Raw genomic sequence first — 21633 nt, 5'->3', positions numbered from 1 at the left:
GTTGCGCGGGGTCAGCTTTGGTCGCCGCCAAAATACGCCGGCTTGCCCGTGGTCCAGGTCTCGCCCCAGAGCTGGCCGCCGCCATCGACCGTCAGCGTTTCGCCGGTGACGAATCTGGCCGAGGGACCGGCGAGGAACACGCTGGCCTCCGCGACGTCCCAGGGCGAGCCGACCCGCATCATCGGATTGGCGCGCGGGTAGGCGGCGCGGGCTTCCGCCGAGTAGACGTTCCAGCCCTCGGTCTCGACCACGCCGGGCGCGACGCAGTTGACGCGGATGTTCAGCGGCGCCCATTCGACCGCGACCGCGCGCGACAGCCCGATCACGCCGCTGCGCGCGGCGATGCTGTGGGCGATGCCATAGAGGCCGTGCGTCGTGACGACGACGATGTTGACGATGCTGCCGGGATGCTCGTGCTCACGCCAGCGCTGCGCGGCGGCCTGCATCATGTACCAGGTGCCGTTGAGGTTGGTGTTGATGACGGCGTTCCAGCCCTTCACCGAGAAATCGATCGCCGCCTGCGGAAACTGTCCGCCGGCGCTGTTGACGAGGCTGTCGATGCGGCCATGCGCGGCCCAGACGGCGTCGAACAGGGCGTTGACCGCCTCGGGCTCCCGGATGTCGGCGGTGTGCGCGGAGGCCTTCAGGCCGCGGCCGGCCAGTTGGGTGACGAGCGCGTCGAGCCTGCCGCGGTCGCGGCCGACCACCACGACATGCGCGCCGAGCCGCGCGACCAGCCAGGCGATCGCCCGTCCGATGCCGCCGGCGCCGCCCGATATGACGACGACCTGGTCCTTCAGCGCATCGGCCGCGAACACGGTCGGATGAACCGCGAAATCCGCGTCGGTCAGGCCGGGCTTCGCCGACGGTGGTTGATCAGTCATGATAGCCGTAGACCTTGCCATGTGCGGCGTCGGCCGTACATTAGCCGCGCCACGATAACCAAGCAAAGAACGAAGCGTATGTCCGATCTCTCGGCCTTCCCGATCACCCGCCGCTGGCCTGCCAAACACCCCGATTGCCTTCAGCTCTATTCGCTGCCGACGCCGAACGGCGTCAAGGTCTCGATCATGCTGGAAGAAATCGGATTGCCCTACGAGGCGCACCTGGTCGACTTCAACAAGGATGATCAGAAAACGTCGGAATTTCTCGCGCTGAACCCGAACGGCAAGATCCCCGCGATCCTCGATCCCGACGGACCGGGAGGAAAACCGCTGCCGCTGTTCGAGTCCGGCGCGATCCTGCAATATCTCGCCGAAAAGACCGGCAAGCTTCTGCCGCATGACGCAGCGCGGCGTTATCACACCATCCAATGGCTGCACTTCCAGATCGGCGGGGTCGGGCCGATGTTCGGCCAGCTCGGCTTCTTCCATAAATTCGCCGGCAAGGAGTTTGCCGACAAGCGGCCGCTCGAGCGCTATGTCGCCGAGTCGAAACGCCTGCTCGGCGTGATGGAGACGCGGCTCGCGGGCCGGAAGTGGTTCATGGACGATGAATACACCATCGCCGACATCTCGATGCTCGGCTGGGTTCGCAACCTGATCGGCTTCTACGGTGCGCGCGACCTCGTTGCGTTTGATACGCTGCAGCAGGTGCCTGCATGGCTGGAGCGCGGGCTCGCGCGGCCGGCGGTGCAGCGCGGGCTCGAAATTCCGAAGCGACCCTGAGAAGGCATTCCCGGCGATGACGATCACCATCTATGGCATCAAGAACTGCGACACCATGAAGAAGGCGCGCGCCTGGCTCGACGATCATGGCGTGGCCTACGATTTTCACGACTACAAGCTTGCCGGCATCGCCGCGGACAAGCTCAAGCGTTGGTCCGACGAACTCGGCTGGGAAACGCTGCTCAACCGCGCCGGCACCACGTTCCGAAAGCTGCCCGACAGCGATAAAGAGGGCCTGAATGAGCGCAAGGCGCTGGCCTTGATGCTGGCGCAACCTTCGATGATCAAGCGGCCGGTGCTCGACCTCGGCGGCAAGTTGCTGGTCGGCTTCAAGCCGGAGATCTACGCCGGCGAAGTGGCGTCGAAACGGGGGCGGAAGGCTTGATACACGGCGTATAGGGCGGCGTGTCCGGCCCCTCGCGGCCAGCCGGACCGACCGCGGCGCCGGGACTACCCGGCGCCGCGGAACCGGCGCGCCGTGGGCCTCCCCCCGCGTCACCTTTCCGCCTTGCCTAATTCACGTCGTTGACGGCATATTCCGGTCTGGAGGCGGCAGGCTTGGGACCAGGGACGTCCGGGAGGGCCTGCCCGAGCAGGGAAAATTGGTCAGACGCGAGCAGTTTCGCGATCGTGGCTGACGGGGGGAAGTTTGTTTGGCTGATGAGTTCATTCTCGAAACCCACGGATTGACCAAGGAATTCGCGGGTTTCTTTGCCGTTCGCGATGTCGCTCTCAAGGTGCGCCGCGGCAGTATTCACGCTTTGATCGGGCCAAACGGCGCCGGCAAGACGACCTGCTTCAACCTCCTGACCAAGTTCCTGCAACCCTCGGCGGGCCAGATCCTCTACAAGGGAAAGGACATCACGGCGATGGCGCCGGCCGACGTGGCGCGCCTCGGGCTGGTCCGTTCATTCCAGATATCGGCGGTGTTTCCACACCTGACCGCGCTGGAGAATGTTCGGGTCGCACTGCAGCGCCAGCACGGCAGCTCGTTCGATTTCTGGCGTTCCAAGAGCGTGCTCGACCGCTTCAACGGTCGCGCCCGCGAACTGCTGAACGACGTGGGCTTGAACGAGTTTTCCGACACGCCGGCGGTCGAGATGCCCTATGGGCGCAAGCGGGCGCTCGAGATCGCGACGACGCTGGCGCTCGACCCCGAAATGATGCTGCTCGACGAGCCGATGGCCGGCATGAGTCACGAAGATATCGAGAAGATCGCGACGCTGATCAAGCGCATCTCGGCGAAATACACCATCCTGATGGTGGAGCATAATCTCTCTGTCGTGGCCGACCTGTCCGACATCATCACGGTGTTGACGCGCGGTCAGGTGCTGGCCGAGGGCAATTATTCCGAACTGTCGAGGGACGAGCGCGTCAAGGAAGCCTATCTGGGGGCCGGTCATGGCTGATAGAAAAATGGCCGAAGCCGCCGCCAGCTCGGCGGGCGCGCAGGTCCTTTCGGTTTCCAACCTGCAGGCCTGGTACGGCGAATCCCACATCCTTCACGGCATCGACTTCAATGTGAAGGCGGGCGAGGTCGTCACCTTGCTCGGCCGCAACGGCGCCGGAAAGACCACGACGCTGAAATCGGTGATGGGAATCATCGAGAAGCGCACCGGTTCGATCCGTTTCAATGACACCGACATCACGCGTGCCTCGTCCGACAAGATCGCGCGGATGGGCGTCGCGTTCTGCCCCGAGGAGCGGGGCATTTTCGCGAGCCTGGACGTGCGTGAAAACCTGCTGTTGCCGCCGATCGTGCGCCCGGGCGGCCTGTCGCTCGACCAGATCTTCACCTTGTTCCCGAACCTGAAGGAACGCCTCGACAGCCAGGGCACCAAGCTTTCAGGCGGCGAGCAGCAGATGCTGGCGATCGCCCGAATCCTGCGGACGGGCGCGCGTTTTCTGATGCTGGACGAGCCGACCGAAGGCCTGGCGCCTGTTATCATCCAGCAGATCGGCCAGACCATCGCGCGGCTGAAATCGGAAGGATTCACCATCCTGCTCGTCGAGCAGAATTTCCGCTTCGCCTCGACGGTGGCCGACCGCTACTACATCGTCGAGCACGGCAAGGTCATCGACGGTTTTGCGAACTCGGAGCTTTCCGCCAATATGGACAAGCTCCACACCTATCTCGGTGTCTGACACGGTACCATGGCTGCACTCAGGACGAATGGAGATCACATGAAACATCGCATTTCTGCACTTTTCCTCGGCACCGCGCTGGCGCTTGCCGCGGGCAGCGCCCTGGCGCAGGACAAGAACGTCAAGATCGGCGTTCTCACCGACAATTCCGGACTTTACTCCGACCTCGGCGGCGCCGGCTCTTCGCTGGCAGCGCAGATGGCGGTCGAGGATTCCGGGCTTGCGGCCAAGGGCTGGAAGATCGAGATCATTTCCGCCGACCATCAGAACAAGCCCGACATCGCCACCACCATCGCGCGGCAATGGATCGACGTCGACAAGGTCGACATCTTCGTGGATGTGCTGAACTCCGGCGTTGCACTGGCGGTCAACAATCTGGTGACGGAAAAGAACGTTGTCATGATCAATACCGGCGCGGCGACGTCGGACCTCACCAATGCCAAGTGCTCGCCGAACACGATTCACTGGGTCTACGATACCTATATGCTCGCCAACAGCACCGGCCAGGCGTTGGTGAAGGCCGGCGGCGACAGCTGGTACTTCCTGACCGCGGATTATGCGTTCGGCCACGCGCTGGAACGCGACACCGCCGCGGTCGTGACCAAGTCTGGCGGCAAGGTGCTCGGCACCGTCCGGCATCCCCTGAACTCCTCGGACTTCTCCTCGTTCCTGCTGCAGGCGCAGGCCTCCAAGGCCAAGATCGTCGGCATGGCCAATGCCGGTGGCGACACCACCAATACCATCAAGCAGGCGTCGGAGTTCGGCATCGTCGCCGGCGGCCAAAAGCTCGCCGGGCTTCTGCTGTTCATCAACGACGTTCATTCCCTCGGGCTGAAGGTGGCGCAGGGCCTGAGTTTCACCGAAACCTTCTACTGGGATCTGAACGACGGCACCCGCGCGTTCTCCAAGCGCTTCTCCGAGCGCATGAAGAACAAGGCGATGCCATCGATGGTACAGGCCGGCGTGTATTCGGGCCTGGTCCACTATTTCAAGACGATCGACGCCATGGGTGGCAATCCGCGTGATGGCGTCAAGGTGGTGGCGAAAATGAAGGAAATGCCGACCGACGATCCGCTGTTCGGCAAGGGCACCATCCGCGTCGACGGACGCAAGCTGCATCCCGCCTACCTGTTCGAAGTCAAGAAGCCGGCGGAATCCAAGGGGCCGTGGGATTACTACAAGCTGATCGGAACCACCCCGGCCGACCAGGCCTTCCGGCCGCTATCGGAAAGCGTGTGTCCGCTGGTGAAGAAGTAATCTGAAAGCCCGCCGGCATCCGTGTCGGCGGGCGTCCCTCGCGTAACCACGCGATTTGCGCCACAACGAGATCGAGTGCGAAACCGATGCAAGCTCTCTACGCCCAGCTCCTGGTGGGATTGATCAACGGATCGTTCTACGCGCTGCTCAGCCTGGGGCTGGCCGTGATCTTCGGCATGCTCAACATCATCAACTTCGCCCATGGCGCGCTCTACATGATGGGGGCCTTCTGCGCGTATTTCCTGTTGAATATCGCCGGCATCGGTTACTGGCCGGCGCTGATCATCGCGCCGATCTTGGTCGGCATCTTCGGCATGATCCTGGAGCGGACCATGCTGCAGCGGCTTGCCGGCCTCGACCATCTCTACGGATTACTCTTGACCTTCGGCATCGCGCTGATCGTGCAGGGCGTGTTCCAGAACTACTTCGGCTCGTCCGGCCTGCCATATGCGATCCCCGAAGAACTTCGCGGCGGCATCAACCTCGGCTTCATGTTCCTGCCGATCTATCGCGGCTGGGTGGTGGTGTTCTCGCTCGTGGTGTGTCTCGCCACCTGGTATCTGATCGAAAAGACGCGGCTTGGCGCCAATCTGCGCGCCGCCACCGAAAACCCGACGCTGGTGCGCGCCTTCGGCATCAATGTGCCGCGGATGATCACGCTGACCTACGGACTCGGCGTCGGGCTGGCGGCGCTGGCCGGCGTGCTGTCGGCGCCGATCAACCAGGTGCGGCCGCTGATGGGCGCGGACCTGATCATCGTGGTGTTTGCGGTGGTGGTGATCGGCGGCATGGGCTCGATCCTGGGATCCATCATTACAGGCTTTTCGCTCGGCGTGATCGAAGGACTGACAAAATATTTTTATCCCGAGGCTTCCAACACCGTGGTTTTCGTTCTGATGGTGCTGGTGTTGCTGGTAAAGCCGGCGGGACTGACCGGACGGGCGGCCTGACATGAGCGCGATGACGGACGACACACTGCCGGTGACGCCGCGCGCGATGCGCGACGAGATGCTGGTATTCGCCGCCATGGCGGTACTGCTGGGCCTGGTGCCGTTGACCGACATCTATCCATTCTTCGTGATGCAGGCGCTCTGCTTCGCACTGCTCGCCTGCGCCTTCAATCTCCTGATCGGCTATGGCGGCCTGCTGTCATTCGGCCATGCCATGTTCCTGGGCACCGCCGGCTACTGCTCGGCGCACGCCTTGAAGGTCTGGGGATTTACGCCCGAACTCGGAATCCTGGTCGGCGTCGCCGCCTCCGGCGCACTTTCCGTCGTGACCGGCTACATCTCCATCCGGCGGCAAGGCATCTATTTCTCGATGATCACGCTGGCGCTGTCCCAGCTCTTGTACTTCATCTATCTGCAGGCCCCGTTCACTCACGGCGAAGACGGCATCCAGGGCATACCGCAGGGCTATCTGTTTGGGATCTTCAATCTGGCCCAGCCGATCGTGCTGTATTACGTCGTGCTGGCCGGCTTCCTCGGCGGCTTCCTGCTGATCTTTCGCGCCATCAACTCGCCGTTCGGCGAAGTCCTGAAAGCGATCCGCGAGAACGAACCGCGCGCGGTATCGCTGGGCTACAAGACCGACCAGTACAAGCTTCTCGCCTTCATTCTCTCCGGGACGATCGCGGGCTTTGCCGGTTCGCTGAAGGTGTTCGTGGCCCAGAACGCCTCGCTGACCGACGTGCACTGGACCATGTCCGGTGAAATCGTGCTGATGACGCTGGTCGGCGGCCTCGGAACCGTATTCGGCCCGGTCGTCGGCGCCTTCGTCATTATCGCCATGCAGCACAATCTCGCCGGTTTCGGCCAGTGGGTGCTGGTGATCCAGGGCGTGATCTTCGTGGCCTGCGTGCTGACCTTCCGCCGCGGCATTGTCGGCGAGATCGGGCATTACTTGAAGCGATCGCTGTAAGGCCCACGATCGTGCCTACCGACAGGGGCGCGCACGCTTGGCCGCGTGGACCTGTTGAGCGGCGGTGCCGATGCGCCGGTCAGGTGACCAGCTTCAGTCCGACTATTCCCGACACGATCAGCCCGATGCTGGCGAGGCGAGCCGCGGTAGCAGGCTCGTCGAACAGCCAGATGCCGAGCAGCGCCGTTCCAACGGCGCCGATGCCGGTCCACACCGCATAGGCGGTTCCGATCGGCAGTGATCTCAAGGCCAGTCCCAGCAGGAGGATGCTGGCGGCCATCGCCGCGAGCGTCAGTACCGACGGTACAGGCCGCGTGAACCCTTCGGTGTATTTGAGGCCGATCGCCCAGCCGATCTCAAGCAAACCTGCCGCAAACAAAAACGCCCACGCCACCGCGACCCTCCATGTTTTCAGGCAGGGTCGTCCCTGCGGATAGATGTATTCTTGGGAATGTCGTCATTCCCCGACGGATATGGGGTTGCCCCGTTACGTCACAATCGCCAAATCACGCTTGATTGAGCCGGTTTTCCCTGCCAAACGCTCGAGCCTCATGTCCGACCTTGCCGTCACGTCCGAATCGCCGTCCCTGTCGCCGCTTTCGATTGAAGTGGCGCGGCGGCGGACGTTTGCCATCATTTCGCATCCCGACGCCGGCAAGACCACGCTGACGGAGAAGCTGCTGCTGTTCGGCGGCGCCATCAATCTGGCGGGCCAGGTCAAGGCCAAGGGCGAGCGGCGCAACACCCGTTCCGACTGGATGAAGATCGAGCGCGAGCGCGGCATCTCGGTGGTTACCTCGGTGATGACGTTCGAGTTCGAAGGCCTCGTCTTCAACCTGCTGGACACGCCGGGCCACGAGGACTTTTCCGAGGACACCTACCGCACCCTGACCGCGGTCGATTCCGCGGTCATGGTGATCGACGCCGCCAAGGGCATCGAGGCGCGCACGCGGAAACTGTTCGAGGTGTGCCGGCTGCGCGACATCCCGATCATCACCTTCATCAACAAGATGGACCGCGAGAGCCGCGATACCTTCGAACTCATGGACGAGATCGAAAAGACGTTGGCGCTCGACACCACCCCGATGACCTGGCCGGTCGGTCGCGGCCGCGACTTCCTCGGCACCTACGACGTCATCAATGGCGGCGTGCGGTTGCTGGAGGGCGGCGGCGCCAAGACCGGCGCCGCGCAGCAGATCGACATCGCCGATCTCGCCGGCCGCAACCCCAATCTCGACGTTGCCCAGATCAAGGACGAACTCGCGCTGGTCTCCGAAGCCTGCAAGCCGTTCGAACTGGAGGCGTTTCGCGAGGGCCATCTGACGCCGGTCTATTTCGGCAGCGCACTGCGCAATTTCGGCGTCGGCGACCTGCTGCAAGGACTCGGCAAGTTCGCGCCGGCACCCCGCGCGCAGGAAAGCAATCTGCGCAAGGTCGAGGCGGCCGAACCGCGCATGAGCGCCTTCGTGTTCAAGATCCAGGCCAACATGGATCCGAATCACCGCGACCGGATCGCTTTCGCACGGCTTTGCTCGGGCAAGCTCAGCCGAGGGATGAAGGCGAAGCTGGTCCGCACCGGCAAGAACATGTCGCTGTCGGCGCCGCAATTCTTCTTTGCCCAGGACCGCTCGGTAGCCGACGAAGCGTTTGCCGGCGACGTCGTCGGCATTCCCAACCACGGCACCTTGCGGATCGGCGATACCCTGACCGAGGGCGAGGACCTCACCTTCGTCGGCGTGCCCAGCTTTGCGCCGGAAATCGTCCGCCGCGTCCGCCTGACCGACGCGATGAAGGCCAAGAAGCTGAAGGAAGCTTTGCAGCAGATGTCGGAAGAGGGCGTGGTCCAGGTGTTCCGGCCGCGCGACGGGGCGCCGGCGCTGGTGGGCGTCGTCGGTCCGCTGCAGCTCGACGTGTTGAAGGCGCGGCTCGAGGCCGAATATTCGCTGCCGGTGGAATTCGAAGTCTCGGAGTTCCAGCTCGCACGATGGGTTTCGTCCGACGACCGCAAGAAACTCGAGGCCTTCATCGCCGCCAACAATTCCGGCATCGCCGACGACGTCGATGGCGATCCCGTGTTCATGGCCAAAAACGAGTTTTATCTCGGCTACACCCGGGAGCGGGCCGAGGGGATCACCTTCTCCAACGTCAAGGACGTGAAGAAGAAGCCGTAAGGGGCGCGCTTTCGCCTTTGCCCTCGCTGTCGTCCTCCGCGAAAGCGGGGGACCCAGTACGCCGCGGCTTCTCCGTTGATCACTACCGTCTCTGGAATACTGGGTCCCCCGCTTTCGCGGAGGACGACGGTTGAGGCTTTGGCTCCACCAAGCTTCACTCATGCATCCAGTGGATGCATGTTCCGCCATGAACGCGGGGAACGCTGCCCCCTTGATCCCGGCCAAACCGGATATCAAGTTGTGGGACTGTACCCGAGGGATCGCCGCATGTTCCGGCGCTTCACTGTCTGCCTGATCATCATTGGCGGGTTGGGCGCCGCCGACGCCCAGCAGCGGCGCCAGATCGATGCCACGCCGTTTGCGCATGCGCCCTGCAGCGTGCTCGATGGCCAGCCCTGTACGCCGACGTTTTGCAGCGTGTTCAACGACGGCCCCTGCATTCCGGAAATCTTCTATCCATACGGCCAGAACCTGCAACTCACCATCGCAAGCGTGCCGTCGCGGGACCAGGCGGCGAAGTATCGCAAGCCGGACCACGACCTCGATACCATCGGCGACCTGTTTGCGGCGCTGCGATCCTGCTGGGCGCCGCCGCCCGCCGTCATCGCGCGCGAGGGCATGCAGATGTCGGTGCGCTTCAGCTTCAAGCGCTCGGGCGAAATCATCGGCACGCCGCGGGTGACGTATGCCACGGCGGGTGTCCCGACGGATACAAGGGCCGCTTATCTCAAGGCGATCAATGCCTCGCTCGCAGCCTGCGTGCCCCTGAAAGTCACCGATGCGCTCGGCTCCGCGCTGGCGGGACGGCCGATCGCCATCCGCTACGTCGACAATCGCGATCTAGGCCGGCCAGCGGCGCAGCCGTGATCTTTGATGACCGCCCGGCGCATTGCGCTCCACACCGTTTAGATGGTACGCGGTTTCCGGAAGAATCACCCGCGCAAGGAGGACATCGTGGGATTGCTGGTGTTGATCCTGGGCCTGATCGTGTTCCTCGGCGTCCACACGCTCCCCACCCAGCGCAAGCTGCGCGCGCAGGTAATCGCCTCGATGGGTGAGGCGGGCTACAAGATCGGCTATATGCTGGCCTCGTTTGCCGGCCTGGCGCTGATCATCTGGGGCTTTGGCGTTTACCGCGCGACCGGCTGGATTGACGTCTGGAACCCGCCGACCTTCCTCAAGCATATCGCCATCGCCCTGATGCTGCCCGCGGTTATCCTGGTGGTGGCCTCCTATCTCCGCGGCCGGATCTACACCACCCTGAAGCATCCGATGCTGGCCGGAATCAAGCTGTGGGCGGCCTCGCATCTGCTCGCCAACGGCGATCTCGGCTCGATCCTCCTGTTCGGCTCGTTCCTCGGTTGGGCGGTGTTCGACCGCATCTCGCTCAAGCATCGTTCCGACGCCGGCGCGCCGCCGATTCCCGTCGGCGGGCTTGGCAACGACCTGCTCGCGATCGCGGTCGGCGTCGTCGCCTATCTGGCGCTCGCGTTCGTGTTCCATCCGGCCGCGATCGGCGTCGCCGTGGTTGGAGCCTGACATGTCGGTTCAGTCGGCCATCAAGCGCAAAACTGCACCGGATATCCGCGCTCGCAAGAATGGCGAGCCGATCGTGATGCTGACCGCCTACCATGCACACACCGCGGCATTGGTGGATCGACATTGCGACGTCATCCTGGTCGGCGACTCCCTCGGCAACGTCATGCACGGCTTCGAGACCACGGTGCCGGTGACGCTGGAGATGATGATCCTGCAAGGGCATGCGGTGATGCGGGGGTCGCAGCACGCGCTGGTCGTGGTGGATATGCCGTTCGGTTCCTATGAGGCATCGAAAGAACAGGCGTTTCATTCGGCGGTGCGGATTCTGAAGGAAACCCATTGCGGGGCGGTGAAGCTCGAGGGCGGCGCGCGGATGGCGGACACCGTCGCGTTCCTCTCCGAGCGCGGCGTGCCCGTGATGGGGCATATCGGATTGACGCCGCAATCGATCAACACCCTCGGCTCGTTTCGCGCCCAGGGACGTGATGAAGGCAGCTGGGATCCGATCCTGAATGATGCGAAGGCGATCTCGCAAGCCGGCGCCTTCTCGGTCGTGATCGAGGCCGTCGCCGAACCGCTGGCGCGAAAGATCACCGAGACCATTGCCATTCCAACGATCGGGATCGGCGCCAGCGCGGCCTGCGACGGTCAAGTGCTGGTGCTGGAGGACATGCTGGGCCTGTCGCCGCGGACGCCAAAGTTCGTTCGTCGCTACGGCAACCTCGGCCCGGCAATCGAGGCTGCGATCCAGGACTATGCGACCGACGTGCGCTCGCGCGCATTTCCCGGACCCGAGCATGTTTACGAGATGAAGAAGAGCTGAAGAGGCGCGCCATGGACTGGTCGCAGCATTCCATTCCGCCGATGCGGCTCGAGCCCCGGTTCGGTGATCGCGTGGTGCCGGCCTTCTGCGACCGGCCCAAAAGCATCTCCGCGATGGTGGCCAATGCGGTCGCGACAAATCCGGAGGGCGAGGCGCTGGTTTGCGGCGACAGGCGAATGAGCTGGCGCGAAGTTGCGCAGGCGTCTGCGCGGATCGCGGCAGGCTTTCGGAAGCTCGGCCTGCAGCGCGGCGACCGCGTCGCGGTGCTGCTCGGCAACCGCATCGAATTCGTGCTGACCATGCTCGGCGCGGCGCATGCCGGCCTTGTGACGGTGCTGCTCTCGACCCGCCAGCAGAAGCCGGAGATCGCCTATGTGCTCGCGGATTGCGGAGCGCGGCTGTTGATCCACGAGGCCGGGCTCGCCGACCGGCTGCCCGACGGCGGCGACATCCCCGACGTGACGCATCGGATCGCCGTCGACGACGATGCGCTGATATCGCGATTCTCCGAACTGGCCGACAACGCGCCGCTGGCGGCGCCGGTCGAGGTCGGCGAAGAAGACACCGCGATGATCCTCTATACTTCCGGCACCACCGGGCGGCCGAAGGGCGCGATGCTTGCCCATTGCAACATCATTCACTCGGCGATGGTGTTCGTGTCGTGCCTGAAGCTGACCGCGGCCGACCGCTCGATCGCCGCCGTGCCGCTCGGGCATGTCACCGGCGTGGTCGCCAACGTCATGACCATGGTCCGTTGCGCCGGCGCGCTGATCATCATGGCGGAGTTCAAGGCTGCGGCCTATTTGAAGCTCGCGGCGCGCGAGCGCGTTACCTACACGGTGATGGTGCCGGCGATGTACAATCTTTGCCTGCTGCAGCCGGACTTCGACAGCTACGACCTGTCGAGCTGGCGGATCGGCGGTTTCGGCGGCGCGCCGATGCCGATCGCCACCATCGAGAGGCTCGACGCCCGGATTCCCGGATTGAAACTCGCCAACTGCTACGGTGCGACCGAGACCACTTCGCCATCGACCATGATGCCCGGCGAGTTGACGGCAAGCCATATCGACAGCGTCGGCTTGCCGTGTCCGGGCGCGCAGATCGCGGTGATGGACGCCGACGGCCGCGAACTGCCGCGTGGCGAGATCGGCGAAATCTGGATTCACGGCGGCTCGGTCATCAAGGGCTACTGGAACAATCCGAAGGCCACCGCGGAGAGTTTCACGGCGGGCTTCTGGCATTCTGGCGACCTCGGCTCGATCGACGCCGAAAATTTCGTCCGGGTGTTCGATCGCCAGAAGGACATGATCAACCGCGGCGGCCTGAAGATCTACTCGGCGGAGGTCGAGTCGGTGCTTTCGGGCCATCCCGATGTGGTCGAGAGCGCGATCATCGCCAAGCCGTGCCCGGTGCTGGGCGAGCGCGTCCATGCCGTCGTGGTGACGCGTCGCGCGGTCAGCGGCGAGGCGTTGCGCGCCTGGTGCGCCGAGCGGCTGTCGGATTACAAGGTGCCGGAAACCATCGATCTGACCGCCGAGCCGCTGCCGCGCAATGCCAACGGCAAGGTGATGAAACGGCAGTTGCGCGACGCCTGGGCGGCGGCGCGGGCCTAACAGAGGGAAGGCAGTTGGTCACGTGCACCCATCGGCGAGCACCAGTTTACTTGTCGTCGTCTCATGGCGCACCTTGAACAGGTCCTGAATTTCAGGGTCACCCAGAAATGCTTCTGCCTTCGCGCGCTCTGGAAATTCGATGATGACCATGCGTTCGGGTTTCCAGTCGCCCTCGATTGTCGTTGGCTGAACCCCTTGCACTATGTATTTGCCTGAATGTCTTGCGAGGAATGCAGGGATTTCATGTACTTTCTGAAACCACCGAAGTCATTCACCTTCAAGTCGAGCACCAAATACGCCTTCATTCCTTGCCTCGCGAACCAGGGCTTCGGTTCTGATTCAATCAGAACCTCTGTGCTTACAGCTTAGGCGCGCTGCCCTTGGGCATCGACTGCTGGTCGGCGGCAGCCGACGCGCTGTCGATCGCCGCCGCGCTGATGACCTGTTTGACGTCAAGCAGCGTGAATTGGGCGATGCTGACCCGGTCCGGCGAGGCGCCCGGAACCAGTTGCACGCTCAACACCCCCTCGCAATTGGCGCCCTTGGCTTCGGACAGGATGGCGTTCAGGTCCTTGGCCTTGGTCTGCGCCCGCTTGATGACCGCCACGCAGCTGCCGCGGACGGTTTCGCCGTTGAGCTTGACGGCGGCCTTGGGATCGAGCGGCTTGTCGATCGCCTGCAATGCCGCACCGTCCTTGTACTTGCCGCCGACCGACACGATCGAGCCTTTGCGATAGATGTAATACAGATGCTGATCGCCGATGATGGTGGGAACACCGTACTTGCCCATGACTTCCTTGATCATGTCCGCCTTCGACGGCTGCTGGTCCTGCGCGAATGTCAGGTTGCGCGCGACGAAATAGGCGCGGTTGGCGCTGGCCGGCGAGGAGAAGCTGGTCGCCAGCGTCTCGCCGTTCTGCCTGGGGTTCGCAGGCAGGCTGAAATTCATGGCGGCGACGTAGCTGGTGTTGCCGAGCTTCTGTTGCTGGATGTCGGTCTTGGTGTCGGTGCGGCCCTTGAACAGCGAGTCGAAGACCGCGCGCGCCGATTCAGCGTTCGATTCCGGCGAGATGCCGAGAATGTCGGGGCGCAGCTTTCCCGAGAACGCGGTCTCCGGCAGCTTCGGCTTGATGTCGTCGGCCAGCGCCGCTGCAGGCGGGGATGCCAGTCCCATGGCGAGCATCGAAACCAGGGCGCGGCGAAGCATGAATCACCTGCGAAAGCAGCAATGGATAAAATGTCGGGCGGGCGGGATTACGCAAACTTTGAACCGCCATGTCAACGTCGTCGAACGATTTCGCCGGCCGGCCGACGTCACCATTAACGCTTTGATCCGCCTAGCTTTGCCTTGCCAGCGCCATATCGTTAGGATACCCCCCGGCGATGCAGGAATCGGGCGCGCGACGCTGCTGCCCGCTTGCGGCTCCTTGGGATTGGATAGCTTTAAGTGTCTGAATTATTTAATGAAGTTGATGAGGAGGTCCGTCGCGATCAGCTCAGGAAGCTGTGGGAAAAATATTCGTTTCTGATCATCGCCGTCGTGATCCTGATCATCGCCTCGGTTGGCGGCTGGCGGGGTTATCAGTATCTGGAAGGCAAGAAGGCGGCCGAGGCGGGGGCTGCCTTCGACAAGGCGGTGGAGCTTTCCGAAGCCAACAAGCATGCCGAGGCCGAAGCGGCCTTTGCCGACCTGGCTGCAAAGGCGCCGTCCGGTTACCGCGTGCTGGCGCGGCTGCGGATGGCGGCGGAAGTGGTCAACCGCGATCCCCAGGCCGCCGCCAAGCTGTTCGACGAAATCGCCGCCGACCGCAATGTCGGCGCGGCCGAACAGGATCTGGCGCGGATTCGTGCCGCTCAGTTACTGCTGGAAAGCAGCAGCTATCCCAATATGAAAGCGCGCCTCGAAGCCGCCGCCGCGCCGGGCGCTACCTTTCGCCATACCGCGCGCGAATTGCTGGCGCTGTCGGCCTGGCGGGCAAACGACGCCTCTGCAACGCGGCAATGGCTGGATTTGATCGCCAATGACGGCCAGACGCCGCCGAGCCTGCGCTCGCGCGCGGAGGCGCTTCAGGCCTTGCTTCCGCCGGTCGCCAAGAGCTGACCGATCAAGAGCTGACGGAGACAGAGTTGAGTGGGAAAACGACCATGCGCCGCCTGCAACATCTGATCGCAGCCGTCCTTCTCATCGCGGCTTCCGGCACGCTGGCGGGTTGTGCCGGCGGCTTCGGCAGTTTCGACCCCACCGACATGCTCGACTTCCTCGACACCAAGAAGAAGCTGCCGGGCGAGCGCAAGCCGGTATTCCCTGAAGGCGTGCCGGGTCTGGATCAGGGTGTGCCTAAGGAACTCTACAGGGGCTCGCGTCAGCAGCAGGCCGATGATCCGAACGCGCAGGCGGCCGCGGCCCCGGCGCCGGAGGCGTCGAAGCGCGGCCCCAATGCCAAAGGCAAGTCGGCCCCGGCGACCGCCGCCGCGGACCCCGACGCCGCGCCCGAGGAAGACGCCAGCGCCGCCGCGCCGCCCCCGCCCAAGCCGGCAAAGATCGTGCGCAAGCGCACCACCGCGCCGCCGCCCGATCAGCCTGCGGTCCCGCAACAATCCGCCGCGCCGTTCCCCGCGCCGATGCCGAGCGGCACTTTCACGCGCTGATCTGTTCTTATCACTGGATTGACACGCCCTCGAAAACGGGGCGTCTGGATTATTCATGCCCTTTACGATCGCGATCATTGGCCGGCCGAATGTCGGAAAGTCGACGCTGTTCAACCGGCTGGTTGGGCAGAAGATCGCGCTGGTGGACGACGAGCCCGGCGTCACCCGCGACCGGCGCGAGGGAAAAGCCCGTCTCGGCGACCTCGAATTCACCGTGATCGACACCGCCGGCCTCGACGAGGGCGCCAAGGGTTCGCTGACCGCGCGGATGCAGGAGCAGACCGAGGCGGCGATCGGCCTTGCCGATGCGCTGATGTTCGTGGTCGACGCCCGCGCCGGGCTGACGCCGAACGACCGCGCCTTTGCCGATTTCGCCCGCCGCGCCAACAAGCCGGTGGTGCTGGTCGCCAACAAGAGCGAGGGCAGGCACGGCGAAGTCGGCGCGATGGAATCCTACGCGCTGGGCCTCGGCGATCCCGTTCAGATTTCGGCCGAGCACGGCGAGGGCATGAGCGATCTCTACGATGCGCTGGCCGCGCTGATGCCGGTCCCGGCCGACGAGGGTGAAGCGTTCGACGACGACGACGTGATCCTGTCCGACGAGGAACTGGCGCAGCGACCGATCCGCGTCGCCATTGTCGGGCGGCCCAACGCCGGCAAGTCCACGCTCATAAATCATCTGCTGGGCGAGGAGCGGTTGCTGACCAGTCCCGAGGCCGGCACCACGCGCGACTCGATTTCGGTCGAGATCACCTGGCAGGGGCGCGAGTTCCGGGTGTTCGACACCGCGGGCCTGCGGCGGCGCTCGCGGATCGAGGAGAAGCTGGAAAAGCTGTCGGTGGCGGACGCGCTGCGCGCGATACGCTTTGCCGAAGTCGTCGTGATGATGATGGACGCGCAGAACCGGTTTGAGGAGCAGGATCTGCGGATCGCCGATCTGATCGAGCGCGAGGGGCGGGCGATCGTGCTGGCGGTCAACAAATGGGATCTGATGGAGCGCAAGGGCAGCCTGATTTCGGCATTACGCACCGACGTCGATCACTGGCTGCCGCAGGTCAGGGGCGCGCCTGTCGTCGCGGTGTCCGGCTTGATGGGCGAGGGCATCGACCGGCTGATGACTGCGATCGAGGAGGCCTACGCGGTCTGGAACAAGCGGGTGCCGACGGCCACGCTCAATCGCTGGTTCGAGCAGGCGGTCGACGCCAACCCGCCGCCCTCGGTGTCCGGCCGCCGGCTGAAACTGAACTACATCACCCAGGCCAAGGCGCGGCCGCCGAGTTTCATATTGTTCTGCTCGCGCGCCGACGCGGTGCCGCAATCCTATCTGCGCTATCTCGTCAACTCGATGCGCGAGGCCTTCGATCTGCCGGGGACGCCAATCCGGATCATGTTGCGCGAGAAGGCCAATCCGTTCGCCCACAAGCGCAAGCGGCCGTCATGAGCGAAGGCGCGTCCGCGCGTGATTCGGACATGCCGCCGGCGCCGAACCGCGCGGCGGCGGCGTTCATTTTCGTCACCGTCCTGCTCGACATGCTGGCGCTCGGCTTGATCCTGCCGGTTCTGCCCAAACTCGTGGAGAGCTTCGTCGACAACGATACCGCGAGCGCGGCGCGGATGTTGGGATTGTTCGGCACCGCGTGGGCGCTGATGCAGTTCGTGTTCTCGCCGATCCTCGGCGCGCTCTCGGACCGGTTCGGCCGGCGGCCGGTGGTGCTGTTGTCGAATTTCGGGCTGGCGCTGGATTACGTGCTGATGGCGCTGGCGCCGTCGCTGGCCTGGCTGTTCATCGGCCGCGTACTTTCAGGGATCACTTCCGCCAGCATCTCCACGGCCTTTGCCTACATCGCCGACGTGACGCCGCCGGAACGGCGCGCGGCGGTGTTCGGCAGGATTGGCGCGGCGTTCGGCGCCGGGTTCATTCTCGGCCCCGCTGTCGGCGGCCTGCTCGGCGGCATGGACCCGCGCCTGCCGTTCTGGATCGCCGCGGGCCTCAGCTTTGCGAATGCGCTCTATGGCTGGCTGATCCTGCCGGAGTCGCTGCCGCCGGAACGCCGGGCGCCGTTCCGCTGGAAAAGCGCCAATCCGCTTGGCGCGCTGCATCTGCTGCGGTCCAACCGGATACTCGCCGGGCTGTCACTGGCGAATTTCTTTGGGCAGGTCGCGCATGTGGTGCTGCCCTCGACCTTCGTGCTTTACGCCACCTACCGGTACGGATGGGATACGACGACCGTCGGCCTCACGCTGGCGATGGTTGGGGTCTGCGCCATGGTGGTGCAGGGCGCGGGCGTCGGGCCGATCGTCAGGTGGCTTGGCGAGCGCCGCGCGCTGCAGCTCGGGCTCGCCTGCGGCGCGCTGGGGTTCTTCATCTACGGCGCGGCGCCGAGCGGGCCGTTGTTCTGGATCGGCATCCCCGTGATGTCGCTCTGGGGCGTTGCCGGGGCCGCAATCCAGGCGCTGACGACGCAGCTTGTCGCGGCGGATCAGCAGGGCCAGTTGCAGGGCGCGACCGGCAGCGTCAACAGCATTGCCCAGATGGTCGGACCGTTTCTGTTTACGCTGACATTCGCCTACTTCATCGGCGAACAGGCGCCCGTGAAACTGCCGGGCGCGCCGTTCCTGCTGGCGGCGGCACTGCTGGCGCTCGGGCTTGTGATCGCCTGGCGCACGCTGGCGACAAGGAAAGGCTCCGAGGCGTAGCAAGCTGGTCGCGCGGCGCGCCGCCTCATGCCCGGCCGCGAAAGCTCATCAGGTCGCGGGCCTTGTAGTCATACACCTTGCCGGTCTCGTTCCAGTCGGGCCCGCACATCGGCACGATGAACGCCGCAGCCTGCTCCGGCGTATCGAGCGTCATCGGATCCTCGCCGGGAAACACCGTGGCGCGCAGGCGGGTGCGGATCGGGCCGGGATCGAACAGGTTGACGCGCATGCTGGTGCTGGCGGTTTCATGCGCCCAGACCCGCACCAGGGTTTCCAGCGCGGCCTTCGAAGCGGCGTAGGGGCCGAGATAGGCGGTGGCCTTGCTGGCGGCCTGCGAGGTGACGAACACCGCGCGCCCCGCGTCGGACTGTTTGAGCAGCGGCTCCATGCAGCGGATCAGCTGAAAATTCGCCGTGACGTTCACCGCCAGCACCTCGTTCCAGGGCTTCAGCTCGATATGCCCGAGCGGCGAGGAGGGACCGGCGACACCGGCATTGCCGACGAGAATGTCGAGCTTGCCGTGGCGCTCATGCAACGCCGCGCCGAGCCGCGCGATGCCCTCGAAATCGGTGACGTCGAGCGGAACCAGCGTGGCGCTGCCGCCGTCATTGCGGATCTCGTCGTCGAGTTCCTCAAGACCCCCTTGCGTGCGCGCGACGGCGACGATGTGCGCGCCGGCGCTGGCGAGCGCGCGCGCGGTGGCGTAGCCGATGCCGCGCGAGGCGCCGGTGACCAGGGCGATGCGGGAGGCGAGGGGTTTGGTCATGCAAGCAACTCTAACTGATCGTCGTCCCCGCGCACGCGGGGACCCATACGCCGTGACGGTTATGATGGGGAAAGGTGGGTGTGTCTAATCGCGTCCGAAAACGAAGGCCGGTGGCTATGGGTCCCTGCTTTCGCAGGGACGACAAATCAGCTTGCTTCCGCCAGCAGCGACAATTGCCGGGGTTGCGGCTCGACCTGGGTCTGGTCGGTGAGGTTGGTCGGATAGGCGCCGGTGAAGCAGTGATCGGAGAATTTCGGGCTGGCGGGATCGCGCCCGGGCTCGCCCATGGCGCGGTACATGCCGTCGATCGACAGGAACGCCAGCGAGTCCGCGCCGATGATCTCGCGCATCTCCTCCAGCGAGTGGGTCGCGGCGAGCAGGCCACCGCGGTCCGGCAGGTCGATGCCGTAATAGTCGGGATACAGGATCGGCGGCGAGGCGAGGCGGAAATGCACTTCGCGCGCGCCGGCATCGCGCATCATGCGCACGATCTTCCTTGACGTGGTGCCGCGCACCAGCGAGTCGTCGATCAGGATGATGCGCTTGCCTTCGATCGCGGCGCGGTTGGCCGAATGCTTCATGCGCACGCCGAGTTCACGCACGCTCTGCGTCGGCTGGATGAAGGTGCGCCCGACATAGTGGTTGCGGATGATGCCGAGTTCGAACGGCACGCCGGAATGCTGGGCGTAGCCGATGGCCGCGGGCACGCCGGAATCCGGCACCGGCACCACGACGTCGACGTCGACATGGCTCTCGCGCGCGAGCTGGGCGCCGAAGGCCTTGCGGACCTCGTACACCGAGCGGCCGCCGACGATCGAATCCGGCCGCGAAAAGTAGATGTATTCGAAGATGCAGGGCCGCGGCGGCTTCGGCGGGAACGGCTTGTGGCTGTGGGCGCCGGCCTCGTCGAACACGACGATCTCGCCGGGTTCGACGTCGCGGACATATTTGGCGCCGATCATGTCAAGCGCGCAGGTTTCCGAGGCCAGGATCGGATGGCCGTCGAGGTCGCCGACGACGAGCGGGCGGATGCCGAGCGGATCGCGCGCGCCGATCAGTTTCTTGTTGGTCAGCGAGACCAGCGAGTAGGCGCCCTCGATCGCGCGCAGCGCCTCGATGAAGCGGTCGATGAATTGGCCGCGCCGGGACTGGGCGACCAGATGCAGGATCACCTCGGTGTCGGTGGTCGACTGCATCATGGCGCCGTTCTTCACCAGCTCGCGGCGCAGCGTCAGCCCGTTGGTGAGGTTGCCGTTATGGCCGACGGCGAAACCGCCGGCATTGAGCTCGGCGAACAGCGGCTGCACGTTGCGCAGGATGGTGGCGCCTGTGGTGGAATAGCGGACATGGCCGACGGCGGCGTTGCCGGGCAGGCGCTCGATCACCTCGCGGCGGGAGAAGGTGTCGCCGACCAGGCCGAGACGGCGTTCGGAATGGAAGCGGCTGCCGTCAAAGGAGACGATGCCGGCGGCCTCCTGGCCGCGATGCTGAAGCGCGTGCAGTCCGAGCGCGGTGATGGCAGCGGCCTCGGGATGGCCGAAGATGCCGAATACGCCGCACTCCTCACGCAGCGTGTCGCCTTCGAGATCGTCCTGCAACGCGATGCCCGGATCTGGGATGCCTGCCATCAGGCCGGGATTCGGATTGGGCTGGCCGGCGGGATCGGAGGGGTTTTGCATCGCGTCCATCGCCTCTCGTTTGGCCGGAATCAGCGGACCGCGGGTTTCTCGATCAGCTTTTTAAGGCCGTCGCGGGCAGGTTTACTGTAGCCATCGCCGGAGCCGGCGGCTGCCGGGTCGGCGTCAGTCTGGTCGTCTTCGGGTTTATTCTTCTTGAATCTCTTTAAGATGGTGTTCTCGGGGTCGTCAGGCAAGAGCGACATTAACCATTGCCCGGTGCCGTCAAGCACAGTCCGGGACTTGGCGCCGGTGATCCAGTCCGGCCGCTGCTTGTCCGGGACCAGCCAGCTGAAGAACAGGAAGGCGACCACCACGATCAGGAGGCCGCGGGCCAGCCCGAACAGGAATCCCAGCGTACGGTCCAGCGCGCCGATCCTGGAATCCAGGATCATGTCCGAAATCCGCACCGTGATGATGGACACCACGATCAGGGTGCCGATGAAGGTGCCGGCCACCACCACCACGGCCGCGACCGTGTCGTTGTTGAAATAGGTCTTGGCGGTCGGCAGCAGCTTCGAGAAGGCGTAGAGCGTCACCAGCGCCGCCGCGCCCCAGGCTGCGATCGAGAGGATTTCGCGCATGAAGCCGCGCACCATGGCGAGCAGCCCCGAAACCAGCATCACCCCGAGCAGGACGAGATCGAGTATCGTTATCGGCATCGGCTGGTCAGGTCCGCTCGTAAGGTCTCAAGCCCGCGAATCGATGGT

At 64.5% G+C, this 21633-nt stretch carries 23 protein-coding genes; 16 read left to right on the top strand and 7 right to left on the bottom strand.

Going from position 1 to position 21633, the window contains the following annotated elements; genetic code table 11:
* Positions 1–11: 11 nt before the first annotated feature.
* Complete coding sequence (locus Q0D31_RS17745) at positions 12–884, bottom strand: SDR family oxidoreductase (RefSeq protein WP_291853831.1); 873 nt, start codon at positions 882–884, stop codon at positions 12–14.
* 78 nt (positions 885–962) lie between these two features.
* On the opposite strand from Q0D31_RS17745, the gene Q0D31_RS17740 reads away from it, so the two are divergent.
* The 7 genes from Q0D31_RS17740 to Q0D31_RS17710 all read left to right on the top strand — a co-directional run bounded on the left by Q0D31_RS17740 (position 963) and on the right by Q0D31_RS17710 (position 6989).
* Positions 963–1667 carry a glutathione S-transferase N-terminal domain-containing protein gene (locus tag Q0D31_RS17740; protein ID WP_291853829.1) on the top strand — a complete coding sequence of 235 codons (705 nt, stop codon included), beginning with the start codon at positions 963–965 and terminating at the stop codon, positions 1665–1667.
* 16 nt (positions 1668–1683) lie between these two features.
* On the top strand, positions 1684–2052 hold the full coding sequence (locus Q0D31_RS17735) for an ArsC family reductase (protein WP_291853827.1): 369 nt from the start codon (positions 1684–1686) through the stop codon (positions 2050–2052).
* Positions 2053–2320: 268 nt separating this feature from the next.
* Positions 2321–3076, top strand: a complete 756-nt coding sequence (locus tag Q0D31_RS17730; protein ID WP_291853825.1) for an ABC transporter ATP-binding protein — start codon at positions 2321–2323, stop codon at positions 3074–3076.
* On the top strand, positions 3069–3812 hold the full coding sequence (locus Q0D31_RS17725; protein ID WP_291853823.1) for an ABC transporter ATP-binding protein: 744 nt from the start codon (positions 3069–3071) through the stop codon (positions 3810–3812). Before Q0D31_RS17730 ends, Q0D31_RS17725 begins: the two co-directional genes overlap by 8 nt.
* A gap of 39 nt (positions 3813–3851) precedes the next feature.
* The gene (locus Q0D31_RS17720) at positions 3852–5069 is read left to right on the top strand and encodes an ABC transporter substrate-binding protein (RefSeq protein ID WP_291853820.1); all 1218 of its coding nucleotides are present in this window, start codon (positions 3852–3854) and stop codon (positions 5067–5069) included.
* 86 nt (positions 5070–5155) lie between these two features.
* The gene (locus tag Q0D31_RS17715) at positions 5156–6019 is read left to right on the top strand and encodes a branched-chain amino acid ABC transporter permease (protein ID WP_291853818.1); all 864 of its coding nucleotides are present in this window, start codon (positions 5156–5158) and stop codon (positions 6017–6019) included.
* A 1-nt stretch (position 6020) separates the two neighbouring features.
* Entirely contained in the window at positions 6021–6989 is a 969-nt protein-coding gene (locus Q0D31_RS17710) for a branched-chain amino acid ABC transporter permease (protein ID WP_291853815.1), read from the top strand.
* 79 nt (positions 6990–7068) lie between these two features.
* Here the strand turns inward: Q0D31_RS17710 and sugE are convergent, their stop codons facing one another.
* Positions 7069–7383 carry a quaternary ammonium compound efflux SMR transporter SugE gene (sugE, locus tag Q0D31_RS17705; protein ID WP_291853813.1) on the bottom strand — a complete coding sequence of 105 codons (315 nt, stop codon included), beginning with the start codon at positions 7381–7383 and terminating at the stop codon, positions 7069–7071.
* 157 nt (positions 7384–7540) lie between these two features.
* Between sugE and Q0D31_RS17700 the strand changes: the two genes are divergently transcribed.
* The 5 genes from Q0D31_RS17700 (at position 7541) to Q0D31_RS17680 (ending at position 13135) form a co-directional block, all read left to right on the top strand.
* Positions 7541–9160: a peptide chain release factor 3 gene (locus Q0D31_RS17700; RefSeq protein WP_291853810.1), complete on the top strand. Its 1620-nt coding sequence runs from the start codon at positions 7541–7543 to the stop codon at positions 9158–9160.
* Between the two features lie 267 nt (positions 9161–9427).
* Positions 9428–10027 carry a hypothetical protein gene (locus Q0D31_RS17695; RefSeq protein WP_291853808.1) on the top strand — a complete coding sequence of 200 codons (600 nt, stop codon included), beginning with the start codon at positions 9428–9430 and terminating at the stop codon, positions 10025–10027.
* An 87-nt stretch (positions 10028–10114) separates the two neighbouring features.
* Positions 10115–10699, top strand: coding sequence for an NnrU family protein (locus tag Q0D31_RS17690; RefSeq protein ID WP_291853806.1), 585 nt, complete (start codon positions 10115–10117; stop codon positions 10697–10699).
* Between the two features lies 1 nt (position 10700).
* Positions 10701–11522 (top strand): 3-methyl-2-oxobutanoate hydroxymethyltransferase, encoded by an 822-nt coding sequence (panB, locus tag Q0D31_RS17685; protein ID WP_291853804.1) that lies wholly within the window; start codon positions 10701–10703, stop codon positions 11520–11522.
* A gap of 11 nt (positions 11523–11533) precedes the next feature.
* Positions 11534–13135 (top strand): class I adenylate-forming enzyme family protein, encoded by a 1602-nt coding sequence (locus Q0D31_RS17680; RefSeq protein WP_291853802.1) that lies wholly within the window; start codon positions 11534–11536, stop codon positions 13133–13135.
* Positions 13136–13153: 18 nt separating this feature from the next.
* Here Q0D31_RS17680 and Q0D31_RS17675 read toward each other — a convergent pair whose 3' ends face one another.
* Together Q0D31_RS17675 and Q0D31_RS17670 are read right to left on the bottom strand one after the other, a co-directional pair.
* A complete protein-coding gene (locus Q0D31_RS17675; protein WP_291853864.1) occupies positions 13154–13375 on the bottom strand; it encodes a DUF1330 domain-containing protein in 222 nt (73 codons plus the stop codon).
* A 118-nt stretch (positions 13376–13493) separates the two neighbouring features.
* Positions 13494–14342, bottom strand: coding sequence for a hypothetical protein (locus tag Q0D31_RS17670; RefSeq protein ID WP_291853800.1), 849 nt, complete (start codon positions 14340–14342; stop codon positions 13494–13496).
* Positions 14343–14582: 240 nt separating this feature from the next.
* Between Q0D31_RS17670 and Q0D31_RS17665 the strand changes: the two genes are divergently transcribed.
* Genes Q0D31_RS17665 through Q0D31_RS17650 form a run of 4 tightly spaced genes read left to right on the top strand, consistent with a single transcriptional unit; the run spans position 14583 to position 18481 of the window.
* On the top strand, positions 14583–15236 hold the full coding sequence (locus Q0D31_RS17665; protein WP_291853798.1) for a tetratricopeptide repeat protein: 654 nt from the start codon (positions 14583–14585) through the stop codon (positions 15234–15236).
* Positions 15237–15280: 44 nt separating this feature from the next.
* Positions 15281–15784, top strand: coding sequence for a hypothetical protein (locus Q0D31_RS17660; protein ID WP_291853796.1), 504 nt, complete (start codon positions 15281–15283; stop codon positions 15782–15784).
* 55 nt (positions 15785–15839) lie between these two features.
* The gene (gene der, locus Q0D31_RS17655; RefSeq protein ID WP_291853794.1) at positions 15840–17225 is read left to right on the top strand and encodes a ribosome biogenesis GTPase Der; all 1386 of its coding nucleotides are present in this window, start codon (positions 15840–15842) and stop codon (positions 17223–17225) included.
* Between the two features lie 29 nt (positions 17226–17254).
* Positions 17255–18481 carry a TCR/Tet family MFS transporter gene (locus tag Q0D31_RS17650; RefSeq protein WP_291853862.1) on the top strand — a complete coding sequence of 409 codons (1227 nt, stop codon included), beginning with the start codon at positions 17255–17257 and terminating at the stop codon, positions 18479–18481.
* Between the two features lie 25 nt (positions 18482–18506).
* Here Q0D31_RS17650 and Q0D31_RS17645 read toward each other — a convergent pair whose 3' ends face one another.
* From Q0D31_RS17645 to Q0D31_RS17635, 3 genes are all read right to left on the bottom strand, one after another.
* Complete coding sequence (locus tag Q0D31_RS17645; protein ID WP_291853792.1) at positions 18507–19247, bottom strand: SDR family oxidoreductase; 741 nt, start codon at positions 19245–19247, stop codon at positions 18507–18509.
* A gap of 146 nt (positions 19248–19393) precedes the next feature.
* Complete coding sequence (gene purF / locus Q0D31_RS17640; protein WP_291853860.1) at positions 19394–20875, bottom strand: amidophosphoribosyltransferase; 1482 nt, start codon at positions 20873–20875, stop codon at positions 19394–19396.
* Positions 20876–20955: 80 nt separating this feature from the next.
* Positions 20956–21585: a CvpA family protein gene (locus Q0D31_RS17635; RefSeq protein WP_291853790.1), complete on the bottom strand. Its 630-nt coding sequence runs from the start codon at positions 21583–21585 to the stop codon at positions 20956–20958.
* Between the last annotated feature and the right edge of the window lie 48 nt (positions 21586–21633).

The sequence above is a fragment of the Bradyrhizobium sp. genome (assembly GCF_022844465.1).
In the GTDB taxonomy this organism is placed as follows: domain Bacteria; phylum Pseudomonadota; class Alphaproteobacteria; order Rhizobiales; family Xanthobacteraceae; genus Bradyrhizobium.
Note: the sequence above shows the minus strand (reverse complement) of the source record. Positions and strands in the feature narration are given on the sequence as shown.

Excerpts from the sequence above, each read along its gene's own strand:
- Q0D31_RS17745 (WP_291853831.1), bottom strand. The coding sequence starts at position 884 with ATGACTGATCAACCACCGTCGGCGAAGCCCGGCCTGACCGACGCGGAT.
- Q0D31_RS17740 (WP_291853829.1), top strand. The coding sequence starts at position 963 with ATGTCCGATCTCTCGGCCTTCCCGATCACCCGCCGCTGGCCTGCCAAA.
- Q0D31_RS17735 (WP_291853827.1), top strand. The coding sequence starts at position 1,684 with ATGACGATCACCATCTATGGCATCAAGAACTGCGACACCATGAAGAAG.
- Q0D31_RS17725 (WP_291853823.1), top strand. The coding sequence starts at position 3,069 with ATGGCTGATAGAAAAATGGCCGAAGCCGCCGCCAGCTCGGCGGGCGCG.
- Q0D31_RS17720 (WP_291853820.1), top strand. The coding sequence starts at position 3,852 with ATGAAACATCGCATTTCTGCACTTTTCCTCGGCACCGCGCTGGCGCTT.
- Q0D31_RS17715 (WP_291853818.1), top strand. The coding sequence starts at position 5,156 with ATGCAAGCTCTCTACGCCCAGCTCCTGGTGGGATTGATCAACGGATCG.
- Q0D31_RS17710 (WP_291853815.1), top strand. The coding sequence starts at position 6,021 with ATGAGCGCGATGACGGACGACACACTGCCGGTGACGCCGCGCGCGATG.
- Q0D31_RS17700 (WP_291853810.1), top strand. The coding sequence starts at position 7,541 with ATGTCCGACCTTGCCGTCACGTCCGAATCGCCGTCCCTGTCGCCGCTT.
- Q0D31_RS17695 (WP_291853808.1), top strand. The coding sequence starts at position 9,428 with ATGTTCCGGCGCTTCACTGTCTGCCTGATCATCATTGGCGGGTTGGGC.
- panB (WP_291853804.1), top strand. The coding sequence starts at position 10,701 with ATGTCGGTTCAGTCGGCCATCAAGCGCAAAACTGCACCGGATATCCGC.
- Q0D31_RS17680 (WP_291853802.1), top strand. The coding sequence starts at position 11,534 with ATGGACTGGTCGCAGCATTCCATTCCGCCGATGCGGCTCGAGCCCCGG.
- Q0D31_RS17670 (WP_291853800.1), bottom strand. The coding sequence starts at position 14,342 with ATGCTTCGCCGCGCCCTGGTTTCGATGCTCGCCATGGGACTGGCATCC.
- Q0D31_RS17660 (WP_291853796.1), top strand. The coding sequence starts at position 15,281 with ATGCGCCGCCTGCAACATCTGATCGCAGCCGTCCTTCTCATCGCGGCT.
- der (WP_291853794.1), top strand. The coding sequence starts at position 15,840 with ATGCCCTTTACGATCGCGATCATTGGCCGGCCGAATGTCGGAAAGTCG.
- Q0D31_RS17650 (WP_291853862.1), top strand. The coding sequence starts at position 17,255 with ATGCCGCCGGCGCCGAACCGCGCGGCGGCGGCGTTCATTTTCGTCACC.
- Q0D31_RS17645 (WP_291853792.1), bottom strand. The coding sequence starts at position 19,247 with ATGACCAAACCCCTCGCCTCCCGCATCGCCCTGGTCACCGGCGCCTCG.
- purF (WP_291853860.1), bottom strand. The coding sequence starts at position 20,875 with ATGGCAGGCATCCCAGATCCGGGCATCGCGTTGCAGGACGATCTCGAA.
- Q0D31_RS17635 (WP_291853790.1), bottom strand. The coding sequence starts at position 21,585 with ATGCCGATAACGATACTCGATCTCGTCCTGCTCGGGGTGATGCTGGTT.